General features: G+C 64.1%; 20 protein-coding genes. 9 read left to right on the forward strand and 11 right to left on the reverse strand.

Features of this window, described 5'->3' with window-relative positions; genetic code table 11:
* Positions 1-127: 127 nt before the first annotated feature.
* Positions 128-1318, reverse strand: a complete 1191-nt coding sequence (locus tag R3D65_RS01405; RefSeq protein ID WP_371274333.1) for an N-acetylmuramoyl-L-alanine amidase — start codon at positions 1316-1318, stop codon at positions 128-130.
* Positions 1319-1953: 635 nt separating this feature from the next.
* Between R3D65_RS01405 and R3D65_RS01410 the strand changes: the two genes are divergently transcribed.
* Positions 1954-4998, forward strand: coding sequence for a ribonuclease E/G (locus R3D65_RS01410; RefSeq protein WP_371273443.1), 3045 nt, complete (start codon positions 1954-1956; stop codon positions 4996-4998).
* A gap of 110 nt (positions 4999-5108) precedes the next feature.
* Here R3D65_RS01410 and R3D65_RS01415 read toward each other — a convergent pair whose 3' ends face one another.
* Positions 5109-6263, reverse strand: a complete 1155-nt coding sequence (locus R3D65_RS01415) for a pyridoxal phosphate-dependent aminotransferase (RefSeq protein WP_371273444.1) — start codon at positions 6261-6263, stop codon at positions 5109-5111.
* A 189-nt stretch (positions 6264-6452) separates the two neighbouring features.
* Between R3D65_RS01415 and R3D65_RS01420 the strand changes: the two genes are divergently transcribed.
* From R3D65_RS01420 to aat, 5 genes are all read left to right on the forward strand, one after another.
* Positions 6453-7826 (forward strand): M48 family metalloprotease, encoded by a 1374-nt coding sequence (locus R3D65_RS01420; protein ID WP_371273445.1) that lies wholly within the window; start codon positions 6453-6455, stop codon positions 7824-7826.
* A 48-nt stretch (positions 7827-7874) separates the two neighbouring features.
* Positions 7875-8663: a DsbA family protein gene (locus R3D65_RS01425; RefSeq protein ID WP_371273446.1), complete on the forward strand. Its 789-nt coding sequence runs from the start codon at positions 7875-7877 to the stop codon at positions 8661-8663.
* Between the two features lie 196 nt (positions 8664-8859).
* Entirely contained in the window at positions 8860-9321 is a 462-nt protein-coding gene (accB, locus tag R3D65_RS01430) for an acetyl-CoA carboxylase biotin carboxyl carrier protein (protein WP_371273447.1), read from the forward strand.
* 6 nt (positions 9322-9327) lie between these two features.
* Positions 9328-10680: an acetyl-CoA carboxylase biotin carboxylase subunit gene (gene accC, locus R3D65_RS01435; protein WP_371273448.1), complete on the forward strand. Its 1353-nt coding sequence runs from the start codon at positions 9328-9330 to the stop codon at positions 10678-10680.
* Positions 10681-10707: 27 nt separating this feature from the next.
* Positions 10708-11361, forward strand: coding sequence for a leucyl/phenylalanyl-tRNA--protein transferase (gene aat / locus R3D65_RS01440; protein WP_371273449.1), 654 nt, complete (start codon positions 10708-10710; stop codon positions 11359-11361).
* Positions 11362-11367: 6 nt separating this feature from the next.
* Here the strand turns inward: aat and R3D65_RS01445 are convergent, their stop codons facing one another.
* The 7 genes from R3D65_RS01445 to gatB form a co-directional block, all read right to left on the reverse strand.
* Complete coding sequence (locus tag R3D65_RS01445) at positions 11368-11787, reverse strand: DUF2155 domain-containing protein (protein WP_371273450.1); 420 nt, start codon at positions 11785-11787, stop codon at positions 11368-11370.
* Between the two features lie 125 nt (positions 11788-11912).
* Positions 11913-12311: an NADH:ubiquinone oxidoreductase subunit NDUFA12 gene (locus R3D65_RS01450; protein WP_371273451.1), complete on the reverse strand. Its 399-nt coding sequence runs from the start codon at positions 12309-12311 to the stop codon at positions 11913-11915.
* Between the two features lie 129 nt (positions 12312-12440).
* The gene (locus tag R3D65_RS01455) at positions 12441-12908 is read right to left on the reverse strand and encodes an N-acetyltransferase family protein (protein WP_371273452.1); all 468 of its coding nucleotides are present in this window, start codon (positions 12906-12908) and stop codon (positions 12441-12443) included.
* Positions 12905-13387: a DM13 domain-containing protein gene (locus tag R3D65_RS01460; protein WP_371273453.1), complete on the reverse strand. Its 483-nt coding sequence runs from the start codon at positions 13385-13387 to the stop codon at positions 12905-12907. Before R3D65_RS01460 ends, R3D65_RS01455 begins: the two co-directional genes overlap by 4 nt.
* A gap of 70 nt (positions 13388-13457) precedes the next feature.
* Positions 13458-13946 (reverse strand): GNAT family N-acetyltransferase, encoded by a 489-nt coding sequence (locus tag R3D65_RS01465; protein ID WP_371273454.1) that lies wholly within the window; start codon positions 13944-13946, stop codon positions 13458-13460.
* 82 nt (positions 13947-14028) lie between these two features.
* Positions 14029-14541 (reverse strand): GNAT family N-acetyltransferase, encoded by a 513-nt coding sequence (locus R3D65_RS01470; RefSeq protein WP_371273455.1) that lies wholly within the window; start codon positions 14539-14541, stop codon positions 14029-14031.
* Complete coding sequence (gatB, locus tag R3D65_RS01475; protein WP_371273456.1) at positions 14538-16037, reverse strand: Asp-tRNA(Asn)/Glu-tRNA(Gln) amidotransferase subunit GatB; 1500 nt, start codon at positions 16035-16037, stop codon at positions 14538-14540. The genes R3D65_RS01470 and gatB overlap by 4 nt, the downstream gene beginning before the upstream one ends.
* A 198-nt stretch (positions 16038-16235) precedes the next feature.
* Here gatB and R3D65_RS01480 point away from each other — a divergent pair, with 198 nt between their 5' ends.
* Positions 16236-16508, forward strand: a complete 273-nt coding sequence (locus R3D65_RS01480; RefSeq protein WP_371273457.1) for a DUF6455 family protein — start codon at positions 16236-16238, stop codon at positions 16506-16508.
* Between the two features lie 94 nt (positions 16509-16602).
* Here R3D65_RS01480 and R3D65_RS01485 read toward each other — a convergent pair whose 3' ends face one another.
* Positions 16603-17034, reverse strand: a complete 432-nt coding sequence (locus tag R3D65_RS01485) for a CBS domain-containing protein (protein ID WP_371273458.1) — start codon at positions 17032-17034, stop codon at positions 16603-16605.
* Between the two features lie 100 nt (positions 17035-17134).
* Positions 17135-17842, reverse strand: coding sequence for a rhomboid family intramembrane serine protease (locus R3D65_RS01490; protein ID WP_371273459.1), 708 nt, complete (start codon positions 17840-17842; stop codon positions 17135-17137).
* A gap of 370 nt (positions 17843-18212) precedes the next feature.
* Between R3D65_RS01490 and R3D65_RS01495 the strand changes: the two genes are divergently transcribed.
* Positions 18213-18845, forward strand: a complete 633-nt coding sequence (locus R3D65_RS01495) for a PAS domain-containing protein (protein ID WP_371273460.1) — start codon at positions 18213-18215, stop codon at positions 18843-18845.
* A gap of 121 nt (positions 18846-18966) precedes the next feature.
* A complete protein-coding gene (locus R3D65_RS01500) occupies positions 18967-19569 on the forward strand; it encodes a PilZ domain-containing protein (RefSeq protein WP_371273461.1) in 603 nt (200 codons plus the stop codon).
* Positions 19570-19582 lie beyond the last annotated feature (13 nt).

Genomic DNA, 19582 nt, shown 5'->3' on the forward strand with positions numbered 1-19582 from the left:
ACCTGTCACCTGTTCGTCAAGCCTTGCCTTGAGGATGTGGGCAAAATGCGGCGACCGGTGATTTGCGACGCAGCATAGCTGAAATCAACCCCATTTCACAGCCGCCCGGCGCGGCGCCATTGCGTTTTCAACCGCCTTGCGCGCCATGGGCGGCCGCGAACAGCGTGACGGCGGAGACGATGCTCCGGGCCGCCTTCTCGCGCCAGCGCGGATCGCGCATCAGCTTTTCATCCTTGCTGTTGGACAAATAGCCCAGTTCCAGCAGGACCGAAGGCATGTCATGGGCCGTCAGAACCCGGAAGCCGGCGGAACGGTGGGGATTCTTGATCAATTCCACCTCGTCCGACAGTTCACCGACAAGCGTTCGCGCGAAGCGGACCGAAAAGGACTGGGTTTCGCGGCGGACAAGATCGAGCAGGATATCGGCCACCTCGGTGTCGCGTTCCGGCAGTTCCATCCCGGCAATGGCATCGGCAAGGTTCTCCGTCTCGGCAATGGCGGCTGCAACCTCGTCGGATGCCTTCTCGGAAAGCGTGTAGACCGTGGCGCCGCGCACATAACCGTAGCGGATGGTGTCGGCATGGATGGAAACGAACAGGTCGGCCTCGTTCTGGCGGCCGATTCGCACCCGCTCGTCGAGGCGCAGGAACTCGTCACTGTCGCGCGTCATCACCACGCGGAACCGCCCCGCCTCTTCGAGTTCCTTGCGCAGTTCAAGCGCGAAGGCCAGCGTGATGGTCTTTTCCTGCGTCCCATGCAGGCCTTCCGCGCCACCGTCGATGCCGCCATGGCCGGGATCGAGCACGATGGTGAAGCGCCGGTCGCCATCGGCCCGGTTGGAGGCCAGCCGGTCGGCTTTCGGCGTGGAGCGCGCAGGCGCCTGCAAGGCGGGCTGGGCGGCGAGCGCAGCCTCGAATTCGGCCGGCGTTGCGCTGACGATATCGGCGACAAGGCGCCAGGTGCCATCGCGGGCCACCTTCTCCATCTCGAAACGCTCAACCCGAAAGGGTGTATCGAAACGCAGGATCATGCGCGCCCTGCCCTCGCCCAGGTCGCCGTAACGCAGCCCGGCCACCAGACCGGCCGGGGCGGTGCTTTCGTCGGAAAAGCGGAAACGGGTGTCGGGAAGGTCGATCACGAGGCGGTGCGGCTGGCGCAGCAGCGACCAACGCGGCGCCACCTCCCGGTCGAACCGGACGATAAGGCGAAGCCGGCTGTCATCGCCCACCATGGACAGGTCATAGGCCAGCAAAGGGTTTTCAGCGGCGGGCGCCGCACGCGCCGCCATTGCGGCAAGCACGGCCGCCAGCACCAGCACGGGCGCCAAGACGCGCAACATCCTGATCCCTGGCGATCGCCGCACCCTGCCGGCCTCCCGTCGTGCCCGTTGCCGATTCATCGAGTTTTGCTAACGCCATATGGTTAACCAAGCCTTGCTGCGCAATGAATACGGCAGTTTCACGTCGAGGGTTGCCACGAAGGGCGCCACGACATAAAAGCGGAACTGGAGCAGTCCCGGAATCTGGCGACGTCCAGGCACCTGTCCTCCGCCTCTGTTGCAGGCGCGGGACGAGGGCCGGCGAAACCGCCAGGGCAATGAAACGCCGCCGGCCGCGCTCCAGGAAGAATTTCTTCAAGGTCCCCGATGACCGGGGCCTTTGTGTGAGGAAGACGGCCGGGTCGGCTCAACCCGTGCCGATATTTCAAGAGCAAGGACGGGTGCGGCGCATGTCCGCATCCACAATGTAATGGACCGAAATGACACGGTGATGGCGTCAGACGCACGATTTAAAGACCTCTCGAGTATCCGCGCTTCACATGCCGCGGACGAGGTTCTGCCTGCGTCGCCCGCCACTGTCAGGACGGCAATCAACAAATCAGGCAGACCACCCACCGGCCCGGCGGCCCCCAAGCGGCCCCCCGCCCGGTCTCGGTCTGTCCCAGGGACTTTCCATGGCCAACAAAATGCTCATCGACGCCTCCCACCCGGAGGAAACGCGGGTGGTTGTCACCCGCGGTAACCGTATCGAAGAATTCGATTTCGAATCACAGGACAAGAAGCAACTCAAAGGCAATATCTATCTGGCGCGCGTGACGCGGGTGGAGCCCTCGCTCCAGGCTGCCTTCGTCGAATATGGCGGCAACCGCCACGGCTTCCTTGCCTTCTCCGAAATCCATCCCGACTATTACCAGATTCCCGTCGCCGACCGGCAGGCCCTGCTGCGCGACGAGGCCGAGGCGGCGCGCCGCGAGGACGAGGACGAGGAAGACGAGCAGTCCGGCCGCAGCAACGCCCGGGGGCGCGGTCGGCGCCGGCGCGGACGCGGTTCCGACAAGGTCGCCAAGGCACGGGCGTCCGACGTCAAGAAGGATGATGGCGAGACGGAGGAGGATCCGGCCCAGGTTGCCGCGCTTGCAGCCAATGCCGATGCCAATGTCGTTTCCGAGGACACCGACCAGCCCGCGCCGCAATTCGGCGATGCCGTGGACCTGCAGGAGCCGGACACGCACGGCGATGCGGCGGACCACGACGAAGACGGTGCCGACGCATCCGACGACGACGAGGACAATGACGGCGACGACGCCCATGGCGAGGATGATGCCAATGGCGAGGGCGAAGAGGCCGGCGTGGAGATGGTCGGCGCCGAGGACGCCATGGACGAGGCCGCCTCGCGGCGGCGCGCCCCGCGCCGCAATTACAAGATCCAGGAGGTGATCAAGCGGCGCCAGATTCTTCTGGTGCAGGTGGTCAAGGAAGAGCGCGGCAACAAGGGCGCGGCGCTGACGACCTATCTGTCGCTGGCCGGTCGCTACTCGGTGCTGATGCCGAACACGGCACGCGGCGGCGGCATTTCGCGCAAGATCACCAACATGACCGACCGCAAGCGGCTCAAGGACATCGTCAAGGATCTCGAAGTGCCGGAAGGCATGGGCGTGATCCTGCGCACCGCCGGCGCCAACCGCACCAAGCCGGAAATCAAGCGCGATTACGAATACCTGATGCGCATGTGGGAACAGGTGCGCAACCTGACCCTGCAGTCCACCGCCCCTTCCCTCGTCTATGAGGAAGGCAGCCTGATCAAGCGGTCGGTGCGCGACCTCTACAACAAGGATATCGACGAGATCCTCGTCGCCGGCGATGGAGGCTATCGCGAGGCCAAGGATTTCATGCGCATGCTCATGCCGAGCCATGCCAAGGTGGTGCAGCCCTATCGCGACCCCACGCCGATGTATGTGCGCTACGGGGTGGAGGCGCAGCTCGACCGCATGCTCCAGCCGCAGGTGACGCTGAAGTCCGGGGGCTACCTGATCATCAACCAGACCGAGGCGCTGGTCGCCATCGACGTCAACTCCGGGCGCTCCACCAAGGAACATTCGATCGAGGACACGGCGCTCCAGACAAACCTGGAGGCAGCGGAGGAAGTGGCGCGGCAATTGCGCCTGCGCGACATGGCGGGGCTGATCGTCATCGACTTCATCGACATGGAGGAGAAGCGCAACAACCGTTCGGTGGAAAAGCGGCTCAAGGATTGCCTGCGCAACGACCGTGCCCGTATCCAGGTCGGGCGCATCTCGCCGTTCGGACTGCTGGAGATGTCGCGCCAGCGCATCCGTGCCTCCGTGCTTGAAAGCACGATGCAGACCTGCCCGCATTGCGGCGGCACCGGCCATGTGCGCTCCGATTCCTCGGTTGCGCTCTATGTGTTGCGCACCATCGAGGAATATCTGACGAAGGACGCGCGCAACAACATCACCGTGCGCACGCCAATTGCCACCGCGCTCTACATCCTCAACCAGAAGCGCGCCAACCTCATGGACCTGGAATCGCGTTTCGGGCTTACCGTCACCGTCGAGGGCGACGATACGGTGGGCATGAAACTGGTGGAGATCGACCGCGGATCGGCCGCCGCCGGCACCCCGAGCGCGCCGGTGCCTGCGCTGGCGCCCGACCTTTCGGAGGAAGACGCCGTCGACGAGGCGCTTGCGGAGGAAACGGCGCCAGAGGCGGAAGAGACCGGCGAGAAGGATGACGATGGCGGCCGCAAGACGCGCCGCCGGCGGCGGCGCCGGCGTGGCGGTCGCGACCGCGATGGCGATACGCAGCAGGCCGAAGGCGATGACGCGGACGCCGATGGCGACGACGGCACGGAAGCCGGCGATGGCGAGGCGGCGGACGCCTCGGGCGAGGATGCCGGCGACGAGGACGAGGGCGAGCGCAAGAAGCGGCGCAGGGGCAAGCGTGGCGGACGCCGCAACCGCCGCGATTCGCAAGAAGCGGAAACCACCGAGAGTGACAGCGAGGGCGTTTTAGCCGAGCCTGAGACCGGGGACGCGCCTGCGCAAGCGGAAACCCGAGCCGGGGCCGAAGGCGAAACCGGGGACGGCGAGGCCGTGGAAGCTGTCGACGCCGAGGCTGCGGCAGCGGTCGAAGGCGCAGCGGCAAGCGCCGAGACCACGCCGGAAGCCGCGCCGGAAGAGGCGCCGGCCAAGCCGAAACGCCGCAGCCGCGCCAAGAAGGCAAAGACCGAGGAAGCCGGCGACGCGGACAGCAAGGCCGCCGAAGCCGCAGCCGAGGAAAAGCCGAAGCCGAAGCGGCGGTCGCGCAAGAAGGCCGATGCCGAGCCCAAGGCTGCTGACGAAGCCACGGCGGAGGTTTCTCCATCCGTGGAGGCGGCAGCCGAGATGGCCACGGCCGCCCGGAGCGATGACGCCGCGCAGCCGGAAGCAAAGGGCGAAGACGCGGAAGGCGGCAAGGATACGCCGCAAGCCGACGCCGATGACGCATCCGGGACCAGCGCCGACGGCGTCAGCGAAACGGAAGCGGAAACCACGACCGGGGAAGCGGCAGAGGCTGCCGGAGACGATGCCGCGGCAGCAGACCGCTCTGCCCGCACGGCTCCCGTCGCCTCGGAACCGGTGGTCACGTCGGCCAATCAGGAGAGCGGTGAAACCAAGCCGCGCAAGGCCGGCTGGTGGCAGCGCAAGGGCTTCTTCTGAGAACCTTCGGCGCAAGCGCAATTAGCAAAGGAAAAGCCCGGTTTTCACCGGGCTTTTTCATGTCTTGCCAAAGCAAGGGAATGGTCCCCGCCGCGGCGGTTTTACCGCCTTCAGAACCGCGCCAGCCAGCGCTCCAGGCGGCTCACCGCTTCCGACATGTCGCCGGGCGTACCGGCATAGGAAAAACGCATCGTGCGCGGCCCCTGGACCGGATCGAAATCGAGGCCCGGGGTGGCCGCCACATGGGCCTCCTCCAGCATACGGCGCGCAAAATCCATGGAATCGTTGGTGTAGCGGGTGACGTCGCAATAGGCATAGAAGGCACCGTCCATGGGCGCGGCCAGGGGCAGGCCAAGGCGCGGCAGGGCCTCCATCAGGAGCGCGCGGCTCCGGGCGTAGCGGTCCTTGACCAGTTCCAGTTCCGCGGACGCATTGAAGGCTTCCACGGCCGCGACCTGCGATAGCTCGGGCGCCGAGATGTAGAGGCTCTGGGCGATGCGCTCGATGGGCCGCACCAGGGCTTCGGGCAGCACCATCCAGCCGATCCGCCAACCGGTCATGCAATAGTATTTCGAGAAGGAATTGATGACCGTGATGTCGCTGTCGAGCGCCAGCGCCGTCGTGTCGGGTCCGGAGAAGTTGAGCCTGTGGTAGATCTCGTCCGAAATGAGCGCGATCCCCAGATCGCGTGCCGTGGCAGCGATGGCCTTCAGTTCAGGGTCCGGAATGACGGCCCCGGTCGGATTGGCGGGGCTGGCAAACAGCACGCCGGCCAGCGGCGCCTCGCGGTGGGCCGCTTCCACCTGAGCCGCCTTCAGGTAGCCATCCGGATCAAGGGGAATCTCGACGACATCCAGACCCAGCGCCTTCAGGATGTTGCGATAGGCCGGATAGCCGGGCGCGGTGATCGCCACCCTATCTCCGGTATCGAACATGGCCAGGAAGGCCAGATTGAAGGCGGCCGAAGACCCGGTGGTGACCGCTATGCGCTCCGGTGAAACGGAAACGCCGTAGTGATCCCGGTAGTGGGCGGCGATCGCCTGGCGCAGCGGCAACAGGCCAAGCGCATCGGTATAGCCGATGCGGCCTTGTAAGAGGGCCTTTGCCGCGGCATCGCGGACGCAGCGCGGAGCCGGATCCCCGGGCTGGCCGACGGCCATGGAAATCACCGGCACACCGCGCGCCTTCATGCGGTTGGCCGCCGCCAGCACATCCATTGCGTGGAAGGGTTCCACCTCGCTGCGCCTTGAAATGCGTGTCGTCATGCCTTCCATACTCCCGCCATCAACGCCTTTGGGCATTCGGCGCGTGACATCGCGCCGTCTTGCATGGCCGCACAAATGCCCGATTGATGTGGCGATCACAAGTTGATGAACTGGATTGGACGCGGGTTTTCAGCCCGGTGGCAGTCGGGTAGCACTAGGGACGAGATGACCGCAACGACACCGAGCACCATGTTTCGCCGAATCACGCTGAAAGCAACGGCCCTGCTGGCAGCCATGGCCATCGCCGCCACACAGGTCGTCACGCCGGCCGCAGCGCGCAGCCGGGTGCCCATCGTGCGGGATGCGGAAATCGAAGCGCTGGTGCGCGACTATGCCCGCCCCATCCTGAAAGCGGCCGGCCTTGCGCGAACGGGCGTGGAAGTCGTTCTCGTCAATGACGGTTCCTTCAACGCGTTTGTCGCCGGCCGGCGCCTTTTCCTCAATACCGGGGCTCTGATGATCGCGGAAACCCCCAACGAGATCATCGGCGTGATCGCGCATGAGGCCGGGCATATCGCCGGCGGCCACCAGGAGCGCCTTCGCCAGCAGATCGAACGGGCACAGACGCTGGCCATTGTCGGCTCCCTGCTCGGCATCGGCGCGATGGCGGCAGGCGCGGCGACGAACAGCCGCGGGCTTGCGGGCGCGGGCAGCGGCATTGCCATGGGCTCCGGCGAGTTCGCGCGGCGCGGCCTGCTCGCCTATCAGCGCGGCGAGGAAGCCACGGCAGACCGGTCGGCAATCGACTACCTCAATGCCACGGGCCAGTCGGCCAGGGGCATGATCAGGACGTTCGAGCGTTTTGCCGGCGCCCTCTCGCTGACCGGCTCGCGCATCGACCCCTATCTTGCCAGCCACCCCATGCCGCGTGACCGTATTGCGCTGCTGGAAGAACTGGCCAGAAAGAGCAAATACTGGAATCGCGCGGATCCGGCTGAACTTCAGGAGCGCCACGACATGGCGCGCGTGAAGATCGCCGCATACACGGAAGGCCCCGGTGCCGTGTCCCGCATTTCCCGCTCGCTGCGCGCGCAGATCGCCGCGGAATACGGCCTGGCCCTCAACACCTATCTCAACGGCAATCCGCGCACGGCGGTGCAGCGCGCCGAGGCGCTGGTTCAGAAAAGGCCGCGCAACGCCTATTTTCGCGAATTGCTCGGCGATGCCCTGATGAAAGCGAACCGGCCGTCGGAAGCCGCATCGGCCTATGGAACGGCCGCCAGGCTCGGCGGCGATTCGCCGCTGCTGCTGATCGCGCGCGGACAGGCGCTGATCGCCACTGGCCGGCGCGATTCCATGCGCGAGGCGGTCAACATGATCCGAAAGGGACTGGCTGTCGATCCGGCCAATGCCGGCGCCTACCGCTTCCTTGCCCAGGCGCATGGCGCGCTTGGTGAGATCGGCGAGGCGGAACTGGCGTCCGCGGAAGGCAACTTTCATGCGGGAAACATCCGCGATGCGCGCATATTCGCCGCCCGCGCACAGCAGAAGTTGAAGCCGGGCTCGCCGGCCTGGCAGCGTGCGCAGGACATTCTTGACATGCCGCGCGGCAAAAAGAACTGACAGACATCCGGGCCTGCCAGGCCCATTCAGGACAAGGAAACGAAAGACATGATCGCATCCGCCCTACCCCGCACCCTGGTTCACGCGCTTGCCGTGGCCGGCGTTGCCCTTTCCGTCGCGCTTCCGGTGCGGGCCGTGGCCGAGGAGATGACGATCTCGGATGCCAACCGCAAGGAGATCGAAACGATCATTCGCGCCTATCTGCTGGAAAACCCTGAGGTGCTGCTGGAGGCGCAGCAGGCCCTGGAGGACAAGCAGGCGGCCGAACAGCGCGACCAGCAACGCGCGGTGATTGGCGCCGCATCCGGCGACCTGTTCGATTCCGAACATGACGGACTGGTGGGAAATCCCCAGGGCTCGGTCACGATCGTGGAGTTCTTCGACTACAATTGCGGCTATTGCAAACGGGCGCTCGACGACATGCAGGCCATGGTGGAGGCCGACAAGGACCTGCGCTTCGTGCTCAAGGAATTCCCGATCCTCGGCGAGGATTCGCAGAAGGCGCATGTCGTGTCGCAGGCGCTGATCACCATCGCCCCGGAAAAGTACCCGGAATTTCACCAGCAGCTCCTGGGATCGCGCGGGCGGGCCACGGAAGACAAGGCCATCGAGATCGCCACCGGCCTGGGCGTTGACGAGGCGGCGCTGCGCAAGGCCATGAAGGACCCGCAGATCATCGCCACCTTCCGCAAGACCTACGATCTGGCCAACAAGCTGTCGATCACCGGCACACCGTCCTATGTGGTGGGCGACGAGGTGGTCTTCGGCGCACTTGGCCACGACGTGCTGTCGGCAAAGGTGGAAAACCTGCGCGCCTGCAACAGCACGGAGTGCTGACAGGCTCTCTTCGGCCAAACGCCTGTGGAGAAGAAAACTTGCCGCTTGCGGTCTTTTCGCGCGCGGCTATCCGCTTTATAGAGACGCTCGGCCCTCCGCCGGCGTCCGGGAATTCGCGATGGCCGGCCGGCGGCAGGACGCAGACAGTTGGCGCGCCGCGCGGCTGGCTGACACGTTTCAAGAAGGACACTAGCGCATGGCTTCCAAATCCTCCGGCATCGACAAGCAGCTCATCCGCGATCTTGCAGAGATCCTGAACGACACGAACCTGTCGGAGATCGAGGTCGAGCAGGACGATTTGCGCGTGCGCGTGTCGCGCCAGATTGCCGCCGCGCCGGCCATTCACGTGCCCGCGCCGGCACCTGCCGCGGCGCCGGCACAGGCTGCCCCGGCGGCGGCAGCGCCGGACAAGCCGGCAGACAACAAGAACGCCGTTCCTTCCCCGATGGTCGGAACCGTCTACATGGCGCCGGCCCCTGGAGCCAAGGCGTTCATCGAGGTTGGACAGACCGTGAAACAGGGGCAGACCCTGCTCATCGTGGAAGCGATGAAGACGATGAACCAGATCCCCTCGCCGCGCTCGGGTACCGTCACCGCCATCCTGGTGGAAGATTCGCAGCCGGTCGAGTTCGGCGAGCCGCTCGTCATCATCGAGTAAGCGCCCATGTTCAACAAGATCCTCATTGCCAATCGCGGCGAAATCGCCCTTCGCGTGCTGCGCGCGGCCAAGGAACTGGGCATATCGACGGTGGCCGTTCACTCGACAGCGGACGCGGACGCCATGCATGTACGTCTTGCCGACGAGAGCGTGTGCATCGGACCGCCGCCATCGCGCGATTCCTATCTCAACATCCACCAGATCGTTGCAGCCTGCGAGATCACCGGGGCTGACGCCATTCATCCGGGCTACGGCTTCCTTTCGGAAAACGCGAAATTCGCCGACATCCTCGAGGCCCACGACATCACCTTCATCGGCCCGAAGGCGGATCACATCCGCATCATGGGCGACAAGATCGAAGCAAAGCGCACGGCCCGGCGGCTGGGCATTCCGGTCGTTCCCGGCTCCGACGGCGCGGTGACGGAAGAGGCCGACGCGCGGCGCATTGCCGGTGAAATCGGCTATCCGGTCATCATCAAGGCTTCCGCGGGTGGTGGCGGCCGCGGCATGAAGGTGGCGCGCTCGGAAGACGATCTCGTCGTGGCGCTGCAGACGGCGCGCTCGGAAGCAGGCGCGGCCTTTGGCGACGATGCCGTCTATATCGAAAAATACCTGGAGAAGCCCCGCCATATCGAGGTTCAGGTGGTTGGCGACGGCATGGGCCAGGGCGTCCATCTTGGCGAGCGCGACTGTTCGCTGCAACGCCGGCACCAGAAGGTGTGGGAAGAGGCCAATTCGCCGGCGCTGAACGAGGAAGCGCGCGAACGGATAGGCTCCATCTGCGCCAATGCGATTGCCGAAATGGGTTATTCGGGTGCCGGAACGATCGAGTTCCTCTATGAGAACGGCGAGTTCTATTTCATCGAGATGAACACCCGGCTGCAGGTGGAACATCCGGTGACCGAAGCCATTACCGGGATCGATCTCGTGCATGAGCAGATCCGTGTGGCATCGGGCGGCGGGTTGTCGGTGCGCCAGGAGGATATCCGTTTCTCCGGCCATGCCATCGAATGCCGGATCAATGCCGAGGACCCGCTCACCTTCACGCCCTCGCCCGGTGTCATCACGCATTTCCACACGCCGGGCGGCCTCGGCGTGCGCGTCGATTCCGGCGTCTATTCGGGTTACAAGATCCCGCCCTTCTACGACAGCCTGATCGGCAAGCTGATCGTGCATGGCCGCAACCGCGTGGAATGCATGATGCGCCTTCGCCGGGCGCTGGACGAGTTCGTCGTGGACGGGATCAACAGCACGCTGCCGCTCTTCCAAGACCTCGTCTCCAACCGGGACATCGCAAACGGCGATTATGACATTCACTGGCTGGAGAAATATCTGGCGACCAAGACGGATGCGGCTTGAGACGGCGCAAGGCCCAAGGGTGAGCGCGTGAGCCGGCCGCTCGCTCCAGGACAGGCAATCCCGCCCGACCTTCTGCTGCGCGCCTATGCTACGGGCGTCTTTCCGATGGCCGAGGATGCAGCCGACAAGGAGGTGTTCTGGGTCAGGCCGGAGGTGCGCGGCATCATCCCCCTGGACGCCTTTCATGTCCCCCGCAGCCTGAAAAAGACAATCCGGCAGAACCGTTTCGAGATCGCATTCGACCGTGATTTCGAGGGCGTGCTCGACGGCTGTGCCGAAACGACCGAGGACCGGCCGACAACCTGGATCAACCGCACGATCCGGGACGCTTATGGCGCGCTGTTCAGGCGCGGCTATTGCCACACGGTTGAAGCATGGCGCGGCGGGCGGCTGGTTGGCGGTCTTTACGGTGTCTCGCTGGGGGCTGCCTTTTTCGGTGAAAGTATGTTCGCGCGCGAGACCGATGCATCCAAGGTATGCCTTTGGCATCTGGTCGAGCGGCTGAGGCAGCAGCGCTTCCTGCTGCTGGACACGCAATTCACCACCGACCATCTCAAGCGGTTCGGCGCCGTCGATGTGCCGCGGCGGACCTACGAGAAGATACTGGCCAAGGCCATTGCCGCCGACGCGGCGTTCAATCTGCCCGGCGAGCGGGAGACGGGCGGCCTCCTGTCGACCTGAAACGGATCAACTGTCCTTGGGCGGGGGAACGTCGGATTCCTGCTTGCAGCCCTTCAGCCAGACATCGTAGACGGCATGCTCGACGGCATTCAGGCCGGGGCTTTCTGCAAACATCCAGCCGGTAAATATGCGCCGGACCTTGCGGTCGAGCGTCATTTCATCGACCTCCACGAAGCTGTCGGTCTTCGGCTCGTCCTCGTTGATGCGTGAATAGCAAACCCGCGGCGTGACAAGCAGCGCGCCGAACTGCACGGTCTCGTCGATATAGACGTCGAAGCTGATGATACGGCCGGTGATCTTGTCGATGCCGGTGAATTCGGCGACCGGGTTCGTGATTCGCTCGGCATGGGCCACGCCCATGGCAAGGCCCGTCATCGCGGACGCAGCAAAAAACCCGATGAAACGATTGCAGGTTCTGATCTTCATGGCCGGCTGAGATTCCCGGATTTCGCGGCGGAACGGCAAGGGAGCGTCATTTTCAGCGCAACGCCCTCAAGAATGCGTTAACCGCGAATTGTGGCGTGACAAGGCCCGTAAACGGCCTGTCGCGATCAGGAACCCGGCGTCCAGGCGTCGTAGTCGCCGGTCACCTTGGGGCGGCTTGCCGGGGTCAGGATCGAGCCATCCGGCCGGTAGGCGCCCGGCGTACCGGTCTGGTTGGCGATATGTTCCTTTTCCCAGTCGTGCCGGACGTAGTTTTCCTTCGTCGGCGGCGTGGCAACGCGGTGATGCATCCAGCCGTGCCAGCCGGGCGGAATGGCGGAGGCCTCGGCATAGCCGTTATAGATCACCCAACGGCGGGTGCGGCCTTCCGAATCCTTCGTGCCTTCATAATAGACGTTGCCGAACTGGTCCTCGCCGACTTTCGTCCCGTGGCGCCAGGTAAAGAACCTGGTGTTGAGGGTTGCGCCATTCCACCAGGTGAAGATGTTGGTGAGTAGCTTCAGCATGCCGGGCCTCGTCCTACGCGCAAGGATGCACAGGCGATGCCGCGCATCCGCAATTGCCTTGCCTTATGAAGCGGGCAGCGCCGGAAAACAAGGGGCGCAGCCCGGATATTTGCAGCCGCATCCCGCCTTTCACAGCTTCAGCTTGAAGCCCTCATGACTGCGGGCGAAACCGAGGCGTTCATAGAAGCGGTGGGCATCGGCGCGTGTCTTGTTGCTCATGAGCTGGACCAGCCGGGCGCCGGCCTTGCGGCCCTCGCCGACGGCGTGGCGGACCATGGCGGCACCGATGCCCTGGCCACGCATCGCGGCGGCGGTCTGTACCGCCTCGATGGTGAGGACCGGTCGGCCGCGCCCGGTCATGGCCGTTGTCAGCGTGACCTGGAACGTGCCGACGATCCGGCCGTCCAGTTCCGCCACGAAGAGCGTGTCGCAGGGGCTTGCCGCAATCCGGTCGAATGCGGCCAGATAGTCCGGCAAGGCGGCGGGATCGGCCGTGTCGCCATGGCCGCCCAGCACATCGTCGGCGAAAAGCGCCACGATGGCGGGAACGTCGGCACGCGTGGCGGGGCGGATCGTGACCGCCGTCCCGTCCGTCATGGCCGGGTCAGGGGGGCTGCCGAGAACAGCACGCCGAACTGTTGGCACCACACCACGGCCGAGCCGAAGGCGGCGACATCGACATCACCGGGAATCACGTAGGTCTGGTCGCCCACATTTCCCTTCAAAGGCCCGAGCGAAAGCCATTTGCTGGCCTTCACGTCAGCCGAGGATTTCGGATCCGGGTTCTGGACGAGCCACATTTCAAGGTCCGGCCCGTTGGTGACCTCGAATTGCGAAAGCCGAAGCAGGTTCGCACCGCCGGCAGTACGCAGGATGCGGGCTTCGCCGCGGCCCTTGTGGGCGGTATCGGCATCGCGGAACTGCCCTGCGGCCACCGGCGTCGTCATCAGTTCGGCAGGCAGTTCCTCGGATACGACGCGGTCGATCCACAAGGGTGAAAACAGGTACCAGAATGCGTTTCCGGCCGCAAATCCGAGAATGAAAACCGGAACCGCAATGATGATGAACTTCCGCATGACCACGTCTTCCCCCCTTGGTTGAACACCCATGAGACGATGCGCAGCGGACCCGCCCGGCCGCCGCCCGTCAGCCTATCTGCTTTTCGAGGATGAGCGCGGGGATGCCGGAATCGCGGCTGCCGCAATTCTCGGTGCGGTCCACCTGGCGGTAGCCCTGGTTCTCGTAGAAGGCGATGGCCTTCGCATTGGCCTCTTCCACTTCCAGGCGCATCTTGGCGGCCATCGGGAAGGCACTCTCCATCTCGATGAGCAGCGCCTTGCCGGCACCCCTGCCCTGCGCCTGCGGATTCACATAGAGTTGATGAAGATAGGCCACCCGCTCGTCCCCCATCGACGCATAGGCGACGCCGAGGATCTCGGTGCCGTCGTCGGCGATGACGAATTCGGAATAGGGCTTCGTCATCCGCTTCTGCAATGCCTTGAGCGAATGCCAGTCCTCATTGATCGCGTTCACGCGATCCTCGCCATAGATATCGTCGTAGGTGGCGTGCCAGGTTTTGACGAGAAGGTCGCGGATGTTCTCCAAATCGTCGCGATCGACGGTCCTGATCCACATGGATGCTTTTGCCTCAAGCTACCTGCCTCATGCTGATGCGCACAATGCGCAATGGCACGATGGCTTTTTTACAAGCGGATCGTCAAGCCTGAGGCTTCGCCATGCCGGCGGGACGGCGCATCAGGTCGGCCGGCGTGTCGCCGAGGCCCGGTGCTTCCTCGATACGCTGGAACCCGGCCTTGAAGTAGAAAGCAATGGCGCGGTCATTGCCGCGCAGCACGGTCAGTTCGACCGGCGCGCCGCGCGCATCGGCAAGCGACGCCACCGCCTCGATCAGCGCCATGGCGACGCCGGAGCCCTTCCACTCTGGCTCCACGTGGATCCGGTCGATGAAAGCCGCGCCGGTGTCCAGCCATTCGCCGGCGGCCTGCCCCACCAGCCACCCCGTCTCGTCGCAGGCGACGAAACCGAAGGCCGAAGAGTTGGCATATTCCGATTCGAACAGGGCGCGCACATGCTTTGCGCCGGAAATGCGCTGGCGTTCGGCCTCGCCGATGATCGGGTCGTATGTGCGTGCCCAACTCGCCTTGACCAAGACCATCAGCGGTTCGATGTCGTCCACCCGGGTCGGCCTGACCGCAAAGGCGCGGCTCATTCCTCGATCCCGAGCTTTGCCTTGACCAGTGCCTGAACGGCCTGGGGATTGGCCTTGCCGCCGGTCGCCTTCATCACCTGGCCAACGAACCAGCCGGCCATGGTGGGCTTGGCCTTGACCTGTTCGACCTTGTCGGGATTGGCGGCCAGCACCTCGTCGACCGCCTTTTCGATGGCGCCGGTATCGGTGACCTGTTTCAGCCCGCGCTCCTCCACGAGGGTCTTCGGATCGCCGCCCTCGTTCCAGACGATCTCAAACAGGTCCTTGGCAATCTTGCCGGAAATGGTGCCATCCTTGATCAGGTCAATCACGGCGCCAAGCTGGGCGGGCGAGACCGGCGTCTCTTCGATGCCCCTGCCGGCCTTGTTCAGCGCACCGAGCAGGTCGTTGATGACCCAGTTGGCGGCCGCCTTGCCGTCACGCCCTTCGGCCACCTGTTCGAAATAGTCGGCAATCGCCTTCTCCGAGACAAGGATCGCAGCGTCATATTCGGAAAGGCCGAGCGCCATGAAGCGGGCCTTCTTCTCGTCGGGCAGTTCGGGAAGGTCGGCGGCCAGTTCATCCACGAAGGCCTGGGTTAATTCCAGCGGCAGGAGATCGGGATCGGGGAAATAGCGGTAATCGTGCGCCTCTTCCTTGGAGCGCATGGAGCGTGTCTCGCCCTTTGCCGGATCGAACAGGCGCGTTTCCTGGTCGATGGAACCGCCATCCTCGAGAATCGCGATCTGGCGGCGTGCCTCGTAGTCGATCGCCTGGCCGACAAAGCGGATGGAATTGACGTTCTTGATCTCGCAGCGCGTGCCGAAAGGCTCACCGGGCCGGCGCACTGAAACATTCACGTCGGCGCGCATCGAGCCTTCGTCCATATTGCCGTCACAGGTGCCCAGGTAGCGCAGGATCGTGCGCAGCTTGGTCAGGTAGGCCCTGGCCTCGTCGGCGGAACGCATGTCCGGTTTGGAGACGATTTCCATCAGCGCCACGCCCGAGCGGTTCAGATCGACGTAGGACATGGTCGGGTGCTGGTCATGCATCGACTTGCCCGCATCCTGCTCCAGATGCAGACGCTCGATGCCGACCTCGATCGATTCGAAGTTGCCCTGCTTGTCCGGTCCCACCGACACGGTCACGATGCCCTCGCCGACCACTGGCTGCTTGAACTGGGAAATCTGGTAGCCCTGCGGCAGGTCCGGATAGAAATAGTTCTTGCGGTCGAAGACGGATTTCAGATTGATCTGCGCCTTGAGCCCGAGACCCGTGCGAACGGCCTGGCGAACGCATTCCTCGTTGATGACGGGCAGCATTCCCGGCATGGCCGCATCGACCAGTGACACATGATCGTTCGGCGCGCCGCCAAAGGCCGTGGACGCACCGGAAAAAAGCTTGGACCGGCTGATCACCTGGGCATGAACCTCCATGCCGATGATGACTTCCCAATCACCCGTTGCTCCGGGGATCAGGCGTTTGGGCTCGGGCGTGCGCGTGTCGATGATGGTCATGGCTCGCAGGACTGTTTTTTCACGGGATTTCACCGGCACGGAGGCCGGCTTTCAGGTTGCTCTCCGGGTAGAGCAAACCGCCCGGTGTTGCAAGGTTTTTGGAAACCGCACCGCGTTTTGCAACAGTTGACATAAATCAAGGCGGGCCGGTCCGGCTATGGCAGATTGGTCACGTCAACGGCGATGGGAGACCGTCACATGAGCCTCAAGGGAATATTCACCAGGATCCTGCGTCACGGTGATCTTTTCGAAGGCATGGTCCAAAAGCTTGAGCTTGAAGACCACATGTCCGGTCTCCCGCACGCTACCGAAGTCTACCGGCGCGCCGCCAACCGCTGCCTTTCTTGCAGCGAAGGCGATGCATGCGAGGAATGGCTGAAGCGCAGCGATGCCCCGGACGAAGCGCCTGCCTATTGCCGCAATCACGACCTGCTGATGCGGCTGAAGAAGATGGAAGACGCAGCGGCCTGATTGCCAACGGAATTTTCTGGATCCCTCCCACTGTCCCGGCGCTCGCGCCGGGAACTTTTTTTGTGCCGTTGGCAACCGGTCCCGCCGCGCCTTCTCAGCCTGCGGCTATGTAATTGCGAATCTCGTCGGCCTCACGCATCACGTCCTCGATCCTGCGCTTGACGACGTCACCGATGGAAATGATGCCGATCAGCTTCCCGTTTTCTGCCACGGGCAGGTGACGGAAGCGTCCGGCGGTCATGATCTCCATGACGTCGTTGATCGTGCTGGTTTCCGTGCAGGTCTTGACCTTGGCCGTCATGACTGACGAAACCGCGTCATCCAGGCATGCGCCCTTGCGTTCAGCCACGGCGCGCACGATGTCGCGCTCGGAGAGAATCCCCTCGATGCTGCCGTCCGGCTTGACCACCACGGCGGCGCCGATCCTCTTTCTGGCCAGCAGAGCCGCGGCATTGCCAAGCGTCTCACCGGCGGAAATGGTCACCACATCACGGCCCTTTTCGTCGAGAATCGCCTTCACGGTCATGAAATTTCTCCTCTCGCTGCGTGGACAGCACAATCGCCCCCTCGTCCGGTTTTCATGGTGTGCCGGGCGCGACAATTTGGCAAGAGCGGAATGTCGGCGATCAGCCGCGGCGCCAGGGATCGAGCCAGGGAATGACGATGAAGCCGGCGAGGAACCCGCCGATATGGGCCTGCCAGGCAATCGGACTGCCACCGGCGGAGGCCAGCCCGGTCACCAGATTGGCAATGAACCAGATGGCGAGGAAGGACAGGACTAGGCGCGAAGCCAGCATCTGGCCCAATGTCAGGAGCGGGCCGTCGAAGGCGCGGATACCGCCCGTGCGCCCGACCGCGAAGCCGTAGCGCGCGGCGGCAGCCATCATGCCGGAGATAGCACCCGACGCTCCAACCAGCGGCACGGCATCACCGGAATGGAGAGCGAAGTGGAGGGCGACGGCTGCAAGCGCGGTCACCGCCCAGAAGGCGAGAAAGCGCAGCCAGCCCACGCGCGCGGCCAATGGCGAGCCGAACGCGGCAAGCCACACCATGTTGATCACCAGATGCAGCCAGCCGCCGTGCAGCAACGAATAGCTGAGCGGCGACAGCCAGGCATAAACATCCAGATCATAGCCGCCCGTATAGCGAAGCGGGATGAAAGCCATGTGCAGAACCAGTGCGAAATCCTGGTCCGGCGTCAGCACGAAACTGCGAAGCGCGTGAATGCCGACACAGGCCACGATCATCAGAAGGGCCGGCGCGGCAATGTTGAACACCGGCTCACGGGGCGCCGGGACCGTGGTCTCGGGGCGGTCTTCCTCAGGGTCGTGCATGGGTGATCAGCTCTCGCGGCCTGTCCGACGGGAGCCGCAGACTACAGGCGCGACTTCGTTAAAAAAAGAGGCCGCCCGGGATTTTCCCCGAACGGCCTGGTCGAGCCCCTGCTCTCCCCGAAAACTGGCTGTCAACGACGAAAGAGCCGCAATACCAATTGCTTCGCCGTTGATGACGGTGTGCCACAAGGCGGCGGCGCATGCAACGGAAAGCCTTTGTTAACCTTAACCGCCAAGCCCCGTTGATAACCCCCGATCGAAACCTGAGGGCGGTGGCATGCGTTGTGCCTCGTTGTCCATGAATCCTGTCGGGGAACACCGATTCTGTTCGTCGATGGAACAAAAGCTGACAGATCGCGGGACAAGCGCCATGAAAGACCAGAAGACAATCGATCTTTTCCTGTATTGGAACAGGCTGAGGAATGGCCGCCCTGCCCCGCGACGTCATGAAATCGAACCGGCGGACATCCGCTCACTGCTCGGCGACACGTTCATCCTGGAAGAGGACACGCGCGGACAGGCCATTTTCCGCCTCGCCGGAACACGTCTGTGCGCGCTGTTCGGCCAGGAACTGAAGGGGTTCGTGTTTGCCTCACTGTGGAACGATCGCGACAGGCGCATCGTCACCCGGCTGGCAGGCAATGCGTTTCGCGACAATTGCGTCGTCGTGCTGAGCCTGGAAGGCCATAGCCGCGCCGGGCGCCAGATCGCCATGGAACTCGTGCTGCTGCCGCTGCATGGCAAGGGCGAAGGCGCGCGCGCGCTCGGCTCGGCGGTCGTTCTCGACAAGCCATTCTGGCTCTGCGTCGATCCGCTGGTGGAGTGCAGGCTGAATGCGCTGCGTGTCGTGGATCCCGACCGGGAGCCCGTTTTCCTGAAAAACCGGCCGGAAGTGGCCGTGCCATCGCTCAGCCCGGCTGCGGAAGACATGGATTACGGCCGCGAACGCCCGACCGGGCGGCGTGTTCGCCATCTCATGGTGCTGGACGGCGGGCTTTCATAGCCCGTCCTTTTCAATCTCAAGTTTTCCCGGCGCTGCTTACGCGTTGTTAACGCCTCGCCATCTATGGTTAAGACGGTCCATAGGGATGAATGCGCAGACGAGGCACACGACGAGTATGAGCATGCCCGCTCCACAAGCGATGCCGGACAGGCCCGAGCGGCGGACCTTCCAAAGGGTCAACGTCAAGGTCTATGGCCGGTTCATGTTGGAAGACCGTGAGGAACATCCCTGCCAGGTCATCGACATGTCACCGGGCAGCGTGGCGCTGCGCACCGACGTGTCAGGTCAACCGGGCGAGAAGTGCATCGCCTATCTCGACCATATCGGACGTGTCGAAGGTGTCATCACCCGCACCTTGCAGGACGGTTTCGCGGTCACCATCATTGCGTCGGATCGCAAGAAGGACAAGCTGGCAGCGCAACTGACCTGGCTTGCCAACAAGCACGAGCTCGATCTGCCGGAAGACCGCCGCCACGAACGCGTGGCGCCGCGCAATCCGATTTCCGTTCTCAAGCTGTCGGACGGACGCCAGTACCAGTGCCGCATCATCGACCTTTCCCTTTCCGGCGCGGCTGTCGAGATCGAGGTCAAGCCGGCCATCGGCACACAGGTCACGCTCGGCACGATGCGGGGCCAGGTCGTCCGTCATTTCGATGAGGGCGTTGCCGTGGAGTTCGCCGTGCTGCAGCGCCAGGCGGACCTGGACGGATCGCTGAACGGCTGATCCCTTCCGGCTG

It is taken from the genome of Zhengella sp. (assembly GCF_041397485.1).
Lineage (GTDB): Bacteria > Pseudomonadota > Alphaproteobacteria > Rhizobiales > Rhizobiaceae > Zhengella.